General features: G+C 58.4%; 11 protein-coding genes and 1 tRNA gene. 7 read left to right on the top strand and 5 right to left on the bottom strand.

Going from position 1 to position 11,294, the window contains the following annotated elements; all coding sequences use genetic code 11:
• Nucleotides 1–77 precede the first annotated feature (77 nt).
• A complete protein-coding gene (locus QU606_RS25880) occupies nucleotides 78–848 on the top strand; it encodes a TenA family transcriptional regulator (protein ID WP_205896045.1) in 771 nt (256 codons plus the stop codon).
• 22 nt (nucleotides 849–870) lie between these two features.
• Here the strand turns inward: QU606_RS25880 and QU606_RS25875 are convergent, their stop codons facing one another.
• Nucleotides 871–1,797, bottom strand: a complete 927-nt coding sequence (locus tag QU606_RS25875) for a GGDEF domain-containing protein (RefSeq protein WP_304997787.1) — start codon at nucleotides 1,795–1,797, stop codon at nucleotides 871–873.
• A gap of 281 nt (nucleotides 1,798–2,078) precedes the next feature.
• Nucleotides 2,079–3,221 carry an FMN-dependent L-lactate dehydrogenase LldD gene (gene lldD / locus QU606_RS25870; protein ID WP_069076150.1) on the bottom strand — a complete coding sequence of 381 codons (1,143 nt, stop codon included), beginning with the start codon at nucleotides 3,219–3,221 and terminating at the stop codon, nucleotides 2,079–2,081.
• Nucleotides 3,222–3,321: 100 nt separating this feature from the next.
• Between lldD and QU606_RS25865 the strand changes: the two genes are divergently transcribed.
• The 6 genes from QU606_RS25865 (at nucleotide 3,322) to QU606_RS25840 (ending at nucleotide 8,019) form a co-directional block, all read left to right on the top strand.
• Nucleotides 3,322–4,209 (top strand): LysR family transcriptional regulator, encoded by an 888-nt coding sequence (locus tag QU606_RS25865; RefSeq protein ID WP_024076600.1) that lies wholly within the window; start codon nucleotides 3,322–3,324, stop codon nucleotides 4,207–4,209.
• Nucleotides 4,210–4,293: 84 nt separating this feature from the next.
• Nucleotides 4,294–4,369: transfer RNA gene (locus QU606_RS25860), tRNA-Asn, on the top strand.
• Nucleotides 4,370–4,531: 162 nt separating this feature from the next.
• Nucleotides 4,532–5,854, top strand: coding sequence for an integrase arm-type DNA-binding domain-containing protein (locus tag QU606_RS25855; RefSeq protein WP_304997786.1), 1,323 nt, complete (start codon nucleotides 4,532–4,534; stop codon nucleotides 5,852–5,854).
• Between the two features lie 346 nt (nucleotides 5,855–6,200).
• On the top strand, nucleotides 6,201–6,476 hold the full coding sequence (locus QU606_RS25850; protein WP_169878021.1) for a hypothetical protein: 276 nt from the start codon (nucleotides 6,201–6,203) through the stop codon (nucleotides 6,474–6,476).
• 290 nt (nucleotides 6,477–6,766) lie between these two features.
• A complete protein-coding gene (locus QU606_RS25845; RefSeq protein WP_304997785.1) occupies nucleotides 6,767–7,747 on the top strand; it encodes an integrase domain-containing protein in 981 nt (326 codons plus the stop codon).
• Entirely contained in the window at nucleotides 7,744–8,019 is a 276-nt protein-coding gene (locus QU606_RS25840; protein ID WP_236380697.1) for a hypothetical protein, read from the top strand. Before QU606_RS25845 ends, QU606_RS25840 begins: the two co-directional genes overlap by 4 nt.
• A gap of 68 nt (nucleotides 8,020–8,087) precedes the next feature.
• Here QU606_RS25840 and QU606_RS25835 read toward each other — a convergent pair whose 3' ends face one another.
• The 3 genes from QU606_RS25835 to QU606_RS25825 form a co-directional block, all read right to left on the bottom strand.
• A complete protein-coding gene (locus QU606_RS25835; protein WP_169878018.1) occupies nucleotides 8,088–8,981 on the bottom strand; it encodes a LysR family transcriptional regulator in 894 nt (297 codons plus the stop codon).
• A gap of 97 nt (nucleotides 8,982–9,078) precedes the next feature.
• Nucleotides 9,079–10,140: an alpha/beta hydrolase gene (locus QU606_RS25830; protein WP_169878017.1), complete on the bottom strand. Its 1,062-nt coding sequence runs from the start codon at nucleotides 10,138–10,140 to the stop codon at nucleotides 9,079–9,081.
• A gap of 70 nt (nucleotides 10,141–10,210) precedes the next feature.
• Entirely contained in the window at nucleotides 10,211–11,293 is a 1,083-nt protein-coding gene (locus QU606_RS25825) for an alpha/beta fold hydrolase (RefSeq protein ID WP_304997784.1), read from the bottom strand.
• Between the last annotated feature and the right edge of the window lies 1 nt (nucleotide 11,294).

The following is an 11,294-nucleotide window of genomic DNA, read 5'->3' as shown; positions in this document are numbered from 1 at the left end:
ACATTTGCTGGTCTGTACAATCACACTTAAAAAGGAGCCTTACAGTGATCGACACCTTCAACCGAACCGGCCCGCTTATGGAAGCCTCAAGTTACCCCGCCTGGGCACAACGACTGATCCAGGACTGTAGTGAGAGCAAGCGCCGAGTTGTCGAGCACGAACTGTACCAGCGCATGCGTGATAACACGCTCAGCGCCAAGACCATGCGCCATTACCTTATTGGTGGCTGGCCAGTGGTTGAACAGTTTGCCTTGTACATGGCACAGAACCTCACCAAAACCAAGTTTGCCCGTCATCCTGGAGAGGACATGGCGCGGCGGTGGCTGATGCGCAACATTCGCGTGGAACTGAACCACGCCGACTATTGGGTGCATTGGGCCCGCGCCCATGGCGTCAGCCTCGAAGAGTTGCAAGCGCAGAACGTACCGCCGGAGTTGCATGCACTGAGCCACTGGTGCTGGCACACAAGTTCGGCCGATTCGCTGATCGTGGCGATTGCCGCGACCAACTACGCAATCGAGGGGGCGACCGGGGAGTGGTCCGCGGTGGTATGTTCCACCGGCGTCTACGCTGCCGCCTTCCCCGAGGAAGACCGCAAGCGCGCGATGAAATGGCTGAAGATGCACGCCCAGTACGACGACGCCCACCCGTGGGAAGCGCTGGAAATCATCTGCACCCTGGCCGGGATGAACCCGACCAAGGCGCTGCAGGCAGAGCTGCGCCAGGCCGTGTGCAAGAGCTACGACTACATGTACCTGTTCCTGGAAAGCTGCATGCGCCTGGAGAAAGACAAACCTGCGGTCATGGCGGTGCGTGAACGCCCGGTTCGCGTGGCCAGCGAAGCATAAGGTCAGCGTAATGGCGGGGTCATTACCCCGCCATTGCCAAGCGGTTACGGCCTTCGCGCTTGGCCACGTACAGCGCATTGTCGGCCCGGCGCAACAGGCTGTCGGCAGACTCACCCGCCAACAAGGTCGAGCAGCCCAGGCTCACCGTCAATTCGATGCGTAGGTCATCCGCCCAGTAGTCCTGGGCCTGCGTCGCCTGGCGCAGACGCTCGCCAACCATCGCCGCGGCATCCCGGCCGGTGTTGGACAGCAGGATCAGAAACTCTTCCCCGCCAAACCGAAACACCATGTCCACGTTACGCAACTGGGCCTTGATCGCTGTGGCGACCGCGCGCAGCACGTTATCGCCTGCCGCATGCCCATGGGTGTCGTTGATCTGTTTGAAGTGATCGATGTCCAGCATCAGCAACGACAACGGGTTCAGGTGCCGCCGCGCCATATCGATTTCCCGTTGCAGGGTCTGGTCCATGGCGACGCGGTTACCGGTCTGGGTCAGCGGGTCGCGTAGCGCACTGCGGGTGGCGGCGCGGTAGAGCAGGGCGTTGCGCATCGGGTAGAGCAGGGTGGCCAGCAGGGATTCGAGTTGGCTCAGCTCTTCTTCCACCAAGCGTTGGTTGCGGCGGAACACCAGTTCACCCAAGTGCTCGCCTTCGTGACTGAGGGCATAACTGACCGAATGATGGCCGCGATGACCAAACTCCAGGCGCAGATCACTGGCCTGGTGGCGGTACAGCAGGGCATCAAGGGGTACCAGACGCTGGATCTCGCGAAAGAACAGGCCGAGGATACGCTCCGGTTCCAAGCTGACCTGCAATTGCTGACCCAGTTGCTGGCGAAGCTGGACAGTGGTGGTGGGGCGGCGCGGCAGAGAGGTTGGCTGGCCAAAGCCCAGGCGTTGCAATTTGGCCGTGTCGAAGTCGATTGCGTGGGTCTGGGTGGGTGTTTTCATAAGCAATCGGCCTCTAAGCACTTAGCTGTCTTACAGGCTCGATGAGAGTGGCGAGTGCCAAGCGTCTTACTGTTCCTTCAGTTCCGTAAAACATTGGAAACAGTTTAGACCGCTTTGTCATGGGTTATAACCCTTGGGCACTGCCGCACGTCTTGTCATCGCTTAACCTGCGTGGGAAGGGTTAGAGCGAGATTCATGCCACTTCGTTTAACTTAATTAAACTCCTTATAAATCAATGGCTGTTTTTAACACGCAAAACAGCCATTGCCGTATGGCGCCGGTTATTTGGCAGGCTGAACCAGCGTGCTGGGGTCAATCTGGTCGATCGCGGTGACGCCCGTCAGCGTCATGGCCACGCGCATCTCCTTGGCGAAGATATCCAGCAGGTTCTCCACGCCAGACTGGCCCTCGGCGGCCAGCGCATACGCCGTCGAGCGTCCCAGCAGGCAAGCCTTGGCCCCCAGGGCGAGCATGCGCACCACGTCGAGCCCGGAGCGAATGCCGGAGTCCACCAGCACCGTCAAGTCATCGCCCACTGCCTGGGCAATCGGTGGCAACGCCTTGGTGGTGGACAGCACGCCATCCAGCTGACGCCCGCCGTGGTTGGACACCACGATGCCATCGGCGCCGAAACTCACCGCATCCTTGGCGTCCTGCGGGTCGAGGATGCCCTTGATGATCATCGGGCCTTTCCAGAATTCGCGAATCCACTCCAGGTCTTTCCAACTGATCGAGGGGTCGAAATTGTTCGCCAGCCAGCCCACGTAATCTTCCAGGGTGGTGGGTTTGCCCAGGTACGTGGAGATATTGCCCAGATCGTGAGGGCGGCCGAGCAAGCCGACATCCAATGCCCATTGCGGTTTGGTCACGGCCTGCAACATCCGCCGCGTCGATGCATACGGCCCGGACATGCCCGAGTGCGCATCGCGGTAGCGTGCGCCTGGGGTGGGCATGTCGACGGTGAACACCAGAGTTGTCACGCCGGCGGCCTGTGCCCGTTCCAGGGCATTGCGCATAAAACCGCGATCCTTGAGCACATAGAGCTGGAACCAGATCGCTTGCGGGCTCTGGGAGGCCACTTCTTCGATCGAACACACCGACACCGTCGATAAGCAAAACGGGATGCCTTTGTTCGCCGCTGCCTTGGCGGCCTGCACTTCTCCGCGTCGCGCGTACATACCGGTCAGGCCCACTGGGCTGAGGATGACGGGCATAGCCAGTTCCTGGCCGAAGACGCGGGTCTTCAAACTCAAGTTATCAACGTTGCGCAAGATGCGCTGGCGCAGGCCGATCTCGGCCAGGTCCGAGCCGTTGGCGCGCATTGTGTGCTCGGCGTAGGCGCCACCATCGATATAGTCGAACAGAAAGCGCGGCAGCTTGCGCTTGGCGGCTGCGCGGTAATCGGCAGCAGACGAGATGATCATTTAGGGTGACTCCACGGGCAAGGTGGCGCCACGATAAGCAAACATCTGGCATGATAAAAACAACTTTTATCACTACTACCCAGTCGCTAAAGGAATGCTGATGAACCTGCGCACATTGCGTGCCTTTGTCGAAGTGGTGCGCCAGGGAGGGTTCTCCCAAGCGGCCGATGTGGTGTCCCTGACCCAATCCACGGTGAGCAAGGCGGTCAAGACCCTGGAGGAGGAACTCGGCGCGCCACTGCTCAATCGCCTTGGCCACCGGAACGAACTCACCGCCGCCGGCGAAATTGCCTACCGCCGTGCCCTGGTGCTGCTTGCCGAGCACCATGACCTCGTTGCCGAGATCAACGACTTGCGCGGCCTCAAGCGCGGTGTGCTGCGCATCGGCCTGCCGCCGGTAGGATGTGGCGTGCTGTTCGCGGCGATGTTCACCACCTATCGCAGTCGCTATCCAGACATCGATATCGAACTGACCGAGCACGGCAGCAAGACACTGCGCGAATGCCTGGAAGCCGGTGAGGTCGACCTGGCGGCCCTGCTGCTGCCGGTGGACGAGGGGTTCGATTACCAGCCTGTGCGTCATGAACCACTGATGGCGGTACTGCCCATGGGCCACTCACTGGCCCAGCGCACTCGCATCGATTTCACCGACCTGGCGGATTCACCCTTCATCCTGTTCGAAGCCGGCTTCGCCCTGAACGCATTGATCATGGCTGCCTGCGAGCGCAAGGGCGTAACGCCCCGAGTCACCGCCCGCAGTGGCCAGATCGACTTTATCGTCGACCTGGTAGCGGCCGGCCTGGGCGTCGCGTTCCTGCCCCGCATGCTGGCGCACAAGCACCAACACGCCGGCATCGCCTTGATCCCCCTGGACGAACCCCACACCGACTGGCACATCGCCCTGGCTTGGCGCGCCAGTGCCCACCTGCCACCGGCGGCACGCGCCTGGCTGGATTTGGCCAAGGAAATGGCCAGCCCGACGCAGTAGGGCGTCACCGGTCATCCGAATGAAACCGGCCAAATGCTACGTAATGCTTGACTTCTCCTTTTCAATCAGTAACATACGGCGCATTCCGCGATAGCTCAGTTGGTAGAGCAAATGACTGTTAATCATTGGGTCCCTGGTTCGAGTCCAGGTCGTGGAGCCAGACAAGGTTCCAGAGAAGGCTTCCAAAATCTCTAAACCACCCGAAAAACCCGCCTTCTGGCGGGTTTTTTCGTTTTGGCGTTCCGTCGGATTCCGGTGGGTACCAGCCGTTTTAAGGGTAGAGTTTGGGATAAAGGTCAGTTCGATAATAGGGAGTACCCTTATGTCGCGCACCACTGCTCCACTCTCCGATTCCGCTTGCCGTTCGGCCAAGCCCACAGACCGCGCCTACAAGCTTTTCGACGGCGACGGCCTTTACCTTCTCGTCCAACCCAATGGCCGCAAAGGCTGGCGTCTCAGATACGTTAAACCTGATGGCCGGGAAGGACTGACCTCATTCGGCAACTATCCCATCGTTAGCCTCGCAGATGCGCGCCGCAAGCGCTTGGAGGTCAAGCGAATGCTGGCGGATGGCATTGATCCCATAGGAGCCAAGAACCAAGCCAAGACGCAAGCCCTGATCAAAGGCCGCACCTTTGAAAGCGTTGCCCTCGGCTGGCACACGGAAATGTCAGCCAAGTGGGCACCAGACTATTCCAAGACAGTGATGAGCCGCCTCAAAACCCATCTCTTCCCGCTAATCGGCGCCCGCGCCATTGTCGACCTAGACACCCACGACCTTTTGCAGCCCTTGGAAGCGATCAAGAAGCGCGGAACGATAGACATTGCTTTAAGGGTACAAAACTACCTGCAGAGCATCATGCGCGAAGCAAAGCGCCTCCGGCTTATCACCGTGAACCCTGCGTATGACCTCGTAGGCTCGATCAAAGCCTCGCGAGTCGTCCACCGCCCCGCTTTATCCTTATCGCGCTTGCCTGAATTGCAGGAACGGATCGACACCTATAAAGGCCGCGCACTTACCCGGCTGACGGTCTTACTCTCGCTGCACGTGTTTGTACGCTCCAGCGAGCTGCGCTTCGCCCGCTGGAGCGAGTTCGACCTCAAGCGTGGCGTCTGGGAAATACCCGACACGCGACCAGCGTTGGAAGGCGTACCCTTTTCCACAAGGGGTACGAAGATGGCCGGGGACATCCACCTTGTACCCTTATCACCGCAAGCGGTCGCCCTACTCGAGCAGATCCACGCAATCACAGGCAAATTTGACTTGGTGTTCGCAGGCGATACCAAGTCTTGGAAACCGATGTCCGAAAACACTGTGAACAGCGCGCTTCGGAAGATGGGTTACGACACCAAAACTGAGATCTGCGGCCATGGCTTTCGTTCGATGGCCTGCAGCGCACTGATCGAGTCGGGTTTGTGGACGGATACAGCCATCGAGCGGCAGATGAGCCACAAGGAGCGCAACAACGTCCGAGCGGCCTACATCCACAAGGCCGAGTTCATCGAGGAGCGCAGGCTGATCATGAACTGGTGGAGTCGCTACCTTGAGGCTAATCAGCAGGAGCATGTCAGCCCACGCGAATTCGCCAATCAGACGGGTGTGAACGTCACTCGACTAAAAGCAAAACATGGCGCAACCGAGTAAGCGATCGGTCTTCATATCTCGGTGATCCGCTTGTCCACGCAGGTCCATCCAAAGAGGGCTGCAAAGCCGCCCTCTTTGGATGGACCTCACTTAAAAAATCTTAAAACTCCCGCAATCGTCTTTTGGAAACCACGAACTTCCATAGACGGCTAATGTCATTTTCAGCCGCAGAGTTCTCGGAAAATCGAGCCTTGACCCTGTCTATCCGTGGGCGTAGAAAAGATCGTACAAGTGCTGTCGTTGACAGCAACCCAGGTAGCCAGAACCTTTGAGGCTACGCCACTCAGTGGTGGTTCTCCCCCAAGTGCGATTAGCGTCCGGCGGCTCGCACAGTCACAGCGATGTGATGGATGCCTACTTCTACCAGAGTGCCCACTGCGGCAACTCATACCTCTACATTCCTGCCCTGCAGCAACCTATCCGCTTGGCCATTTCACTGCGCCAACCTGCGTTCGTCTCTTACTTCCTGGAAGAGACGAACGCTCCTACCGCTGCTGCAGCCCAACTCGTACAAGGCTTTGCGGCATTCCCCCTCGTGACAATCGGCGTGACAAACACCGAAGTCACCAGCAACAGCGATGCAGATGATGGTGCCGCAGCCCACGGAATGGACTGCACCTGACTGACAGTCAGGCATGCCCCGGTCATCGCACCACTGCCTTCACCCGACTCAGGATCTCGCGGCGCTTGGTCTCGTCAGTCAGTGCAGCCTCCACCCGCCCACTTCTTCGGAAGTGCTCAGGAGGCCAGATCATGAGATGCCCATGCTCCCGGTCGTAAGGAGCCGCCAGTCCCGCGTTAGTGGACAACCCTCACAGGTCGCAGGGGCCTTGATCCCTGATAACACTCAACTTCCGTGGCGGGATGACGTGGGGAAGGTTTTAAGGGTTTGGCTTCGAGAGGAGTTTGATCATGGCATTGGTCGGTAGACGGGATGGGCGCAATTTCGGCTATGGCCGGCAGCTGAGCTATGCCGGGCCGCAGGCACTGCGTGATCTTTTTGGCGGCGGTCATTATGGCACGGTCAAAGCGCACAGTGATCGGTGGCAGGCGTTTGTACGCTGGTGTCGGTCGGAGGATGGTCCCGGGTTTAACGATGCGCGAAAAATTGATCGGCAGACCTTGCTAAACTACGCCGGACATCTGCGGCAGCAAGTTGAACAAGGGGCTATCTGCATCGCCACCGCGCAAAATCGGTTGTCCAGCGTGAACCGACCCATGGCCGCGCTTCGCGGTGATCAGTATGTGAAGGTGCCGAGTCCGAGCAAGGCCCTGGGAATGCGGCGCACCAGTGTTCGTCGTTCGGTGCCGCAAGGCCAAGACCGCGAACACGTGAAGCGGATCGTCGACGTGCTCTGCGAACACCAAATGCCGCGCGCCGCGGCCATCGCTCAGTTGGCGCGAGCAACCGGTATGCGCTTGCGCGAGACTATCTTGGCCGACCTTCCGCGCCTCAAACGTGAGGCCGAACAATATGGAAAAATCAACATCCAGAATGGCACTAAGGGTGGCCGTTCAGGTGCGTCGGCACCCCGCTGGATCACAGTAGATGATCATATTCGTGATGCGCTGAGATTTGCCGAACAGGTCTCGCCTGGCGGTAGCCACAACCTGCTTGCACAAAACGAGAGCTACCTCGATTTTCAACGGGAAATCGTCCGCCCTGCCCGGGACATCCTCCATCAGCACAACCTCAATGGCTTCCACGAATTACGGGCGGCCTATGCGTGCGAACGCTATGAGCAGATCACCCATTACCTAGCGCCCATCAACGGTGGCAGGTGCAGGCACCTCGATCCGCGCCTTGATCGAGAGGCACGTTTACAAATCAGCTATGAGCTGGGGCACGGCCGCATCGGCGTGGTATCGGCGTATATTGGTGGTCGGGCATGAGCACGGCATTCGATATGGAGCTCTTCCTGGCGAGCGTCTTGACTGGGTCACATACCACACGCCAACGCCACCTGCGTCAGGCGAAGACTATCCAAACAGCAGTCGCTGAGCGCTGGCAACGCGACAATCCATGGACTTGGCAGAGAAAACACCTTGCGTGGTTTTTGACTCACCACCTAAACCAGCGCACTGAATCGACGCGCTATTACTATTTGCTGACCATGCAATTACTCACTTATCGCCTAGGAAAATCCTGGCAGTTCAACCGCTAGGCGAAGGTCATAAATCACCAAAAGCAGACATTTTCGATCTGCCGCCGATCGCTATGCGAATGGAAAACTCAGCGTTCATGCCGCAGCGCATCAACCACGACGCCGAACGCTGACGACTGCTCACGCCGGTTGGGGTAGTAGAGATGGTAGCCAGGAAATGGCTGACACCAATCCTCCATCACCCGAACCAACGCTCCCTCGGCAATTTCCTTCGCTACCATGTCTTCCGGCAAAAAAGCCAAACCACAGCCAGCTACCGCCGCGCGCAAAATCGGCACGCTGCTATTGAATGTCCATTGACCTTCGACACGTGCTTTGAGCTCGTGGCCGCCCTTTTCAAAGTCCCATTGCAGCAGGCTACCGTGGGTTGGCAAGCGCAGGTTGATGCAGTTGTGTGCCGCTAAATCTGCAGGGGCTTCAGGTGGGGTGTACTTGCGGAAGTATTCGGGTGATGCCACTACCGCCATGTGCAGCCGAGGGCCGATAGGTACGGCGATCATATCCTTTGCCACTTGGTCGCCCAGTCGTACGCCAGCATCGTAGCGCTGGGCGACGATGTCGGAGAGGGCGTAGTCCACGGTGATTTCCACGTGGATATCCGGATAGCCAGGAAGCACCTTCAACAGCTTTGGCCAGAGAATGTTGTTGGCTGCATGTTCGGACGCTGAAATGCGTACGGTGCCCGACGGGGTATCGCGAAACTCGCTGACTGCCGCCAATTCCAATTCGATCTCTTCGAACCGTGGAGCCATGGACTTGTACAAGCGCAAACCCGCTTCAGTGGGCGATACACTGCGCGTTGTCCGAGTCAGCAGGCGCACACCAAGGCGCGATTCAAGGGCGCGCATGGTGTGGCTAATTGCAGATTGCGAAACGCCTAGCTGAGCAGCAGCGCGGGTAAAGCTGCCTTCGCGAGCGATGATCACGAAGGCTTGCAGATCGTTGAGATTGGCGCGGGACATTGATGAGGACCCTTCATAAAGGTGCGCTGAATTGTCCTATCTAACCATGTCTCGAGTGCTTCGAGACAGTTGCAATCCTCTCAACATGTATCAATGGTTACTTCGCGAGGGTTCTTGCGTAAAACGGCGTGAGTTTGCTCAGTGCGGCGTCGACGTATTTGGGTACCCAGTAGGTTTCGATATGGGTTGCGCCTTCAATCTTGAAGAACTCTTTGTCCTTGGTGCCAGTGGCTTTGGCGAATGCATCCTCAGTCATGTACAGGCTATCGGCCTTGGTGCCGGCGATCATCAACAATGGTTGGCCAATCAGTTCGATTTGGTTGGTAGCGTCGAAGCGCATCAGGTCGAGCAAGCTGCTGGTGGTGTACTTGAAGGTCGAGTTCGGGTGCGCGTGGGTTTTCCAGTAGTACTCGTAACCTTGGCGGTAGAGATCAAACGGCAATTTGGCAATCTGCTCATCGGTCAGGTTGGCATCGCCCGAGTAACGAACCTCGCCACCGGCAGCTTCCAGGGCGCGTGCCTCAGACGCTTGCTTGAGGCGATCCTGTATGGTGTCCAGTTGGGAGTCGACGTAGCCGTTACGGCGCACACGGCCTGAGTTGAACATGCTGATTGTGGCAATCGATTTGAAGCGCTTGTCGGTCTCGGCAGCGGCCAGGGAGTAACCGCCCCCGCCGCAGATGCCGAGCAGGCCCAGACGCTGAGCATCAACTCCGGCGTACTGGGTAATGAAGTCCGCCATGCCGTGGATATCTTCGATACGGTTGGCTGGTTTGTCGACGCTGCGCGGTTGGCCGCCGCTGCCACCTTGATAGGCCGCATCGGCGGTAATAGTGATGTAGCCCTGTTCGGCCAGGCGCTGCGCGTACAGCCCCGCGACTTGCTCTTTCACACCGCCGTTAGGGTGCGCCACCACAACGGTGGGGTAGGCCTTTTTCGGGTCGTAGCTGGCCGGGGTGTAAACGTTGGCGACGATGTCCAGGCCGTTGAGCTTGTAGGTCACCGGATGGATGTTGACCTTGCCCGGCTCATTCTTGGTAATCGCACCGTCATAGACCAGCGTGAACGGGTTCTTCTTGTAGTCAGCCGCCATGCTCTTGCCGGCCGAAATGCCGATCATCGCGGCCATAAAAGTGGCTTTGAGAACAGTGTTTCTCATACGATTTCTCCAAACGATTGAAGTGTGAAGTAGCAGGTTTTTTTCTGATTCGGCAGGCCTGCATTCCAGATCAATTCAGATGTTTCTCGGCAAGGAACTTGGCCACCAAGTCCGCGATCTGAATGTTGTTCAGGTCTGACATAGGAAAGTGCGTGTTGCCCTTGATGCCAATTTCCGGAAGATGAATTAGCTTCACGTCACCGCCGTGTTTGTTAACGCTGTCGCGCCACAGCCGCGCCATCGCGAGTCGGGCCCGCCAGCTGTCTTGGGCCGGTAGGTCGATGGCGTGATCAGGAATGTTGTCACCGTAGAGGATCAGGATCGGAATCCGCGTCAATGCCATGAACTGGCTCATCGGCACCTCAGCGCCTTGCACCGTGTCGAAAGCGCTGGGTATCGGTGCCGGAACCTCTCCTGAAGGAAAGACAAAGCTGCTACCCGGCTCGAACGCGACGATGGCTTTCACCTTGTCGTTCTTGATCGCGGTGAGCCAGCCGGGGCCGCCGCCCTGGGAGTGAGTGAATAAAATGCCGGGGCCGATCCGGTTGAACGCAGCGGATACTCCATCGGAAACCACGTCCATATCGAACGGACCTGTGTTGGGGGTCATGGCGCGAAAGAACTGGTCGCGTGTTTGCTCATCGCGCGCGACCTGCACGCCATCAAAGTAGTTGGGCCACAAACCGATGCGGAACTGGTTAAACCACAGCTGTTCGTCCGGCGTGGGCTTGAGCGTTGCCTCTACCATGCTGCGACCGGCGTTACCGCGGCGGGGTTGGTCGATCAGGTACACGCTAAACTGACGGCGCAGAAAAATGTTCTGGAAGCCTTCGCGGCCATCGGCTGTGGTTTCCCAGGTTTTGGAAAACTGGCCGGCACCGTGCCACATGACGATCGGCAGTTTTCGCGCGTTGACCGGCAATTGGTAAAACACATAGGCGTGATCGCCATGGTAGGTCTGGCCATCGGGCGCCATGGGTTTGCGCGGGTCGAACGTACCCTGTGCAGTGATCAGGGTGCCGCCGGCGGCGAAGCTGCCTTGCTCCTGAATCTGCAATGGCGCGGCGGTGTTGCCAGGGCTGCTGATAGGCGCCGCACAGGCGGCAAGTAGGCACGTGATAGCGAGGGTCAGAACGTTCCTTGTGCTCTTCATG

The organism is Pseudomonas sp. OVF7, assembly GCF_030644265.1.
Lineage (GTDB): Bacteria > Pseudomonadota > Gammaproteobacteria > Pseudomonadales > Pseudomonadaceae > Aquipseudomonas > Aquipseudomonas gorinensis.
Note: the sequence above shows the minus strand (reverse complement) of the source record. Positions and strands in the feature narration are given on the sequence as shown.

Bases quoted from the DNA above. Each gene is read 5' to 3' on its own strand.
- QU606_RS25880 (WP_205896045.1), top strand. From the start codon at position 78: ATGGAAGCCTCAAGTTACCCCGCCTGGGCACAACGACTGATCCAGGAC.
- QU606_RS25875 (WP_304997787.1), bottom strand. From the start codon at position 1,797: ATGAAAACACCCACCCAGACCCACGCAATCGACTTCGACACGGCCAAA.
- lldD (WP_069076150.1), bottom strand. From the start codon at position 3,221: ATGATCATCTCGTCTGCTGCCGATTACCGCGCAGCCGCCAAGCGCAAG.
- QU606_RS25865 (WP_024076600.1), top strand. From the start codon at position 3,322: ATGAACCTGCGCACATTGCGTGCCTTTGTCGAAGTGGTGCGCCAGGGA.
- QU606_RS25855 (WP_304997786.1), top strand. From the start codon at position 4,532: ATGTCGCGCACCACTGCTCCACTCTCCGATTCCGCTTGCCGTTCGGCC.
- QU606_RS25850 (WP_169878021.1), top strand. From the start codon at position 6,201: ATGGATGCCTACTTCTACCAGAGTGCCCACTGCGGCAACTCATACCTC.
- QU606_RS25845 (WP_304997785.1), top strand. From the start codon at position 6,767: ATGGCATTGGTCGGTAGACGGGATGGGCGCAATTTCGGCTATGGCCGG.
- QU606_RS25840 (WP_236380697.1), top strand. From the start codon at position 7,744: ATGAGCACGGCATTCGATATGGAGCTCTTCCTGGCGAGCGTCTTGACT.
- QU606_RS25835 (WP_169878018.1), bottom strand. From the start codon at position 8,981: ATGTCCCGCGCCAATCTCAACGATCTGCAAGCCTTCGTGATCATCGCT.
- QU606_RS25830 (WP_169878017.1), bottom strand. From the start codon at position 10,140: ATGAGAAACACTGTTCTCAAAGCCACTTTTATGGCCGCGATGATCGGC.
- QU606_RS25825 (WP_304997784.1), bottom strand. From the start codon at position 11,293: ATGAAGAGCACAAGGAACGTTCTGACCCTCGCTATCACGTGCCTACTT.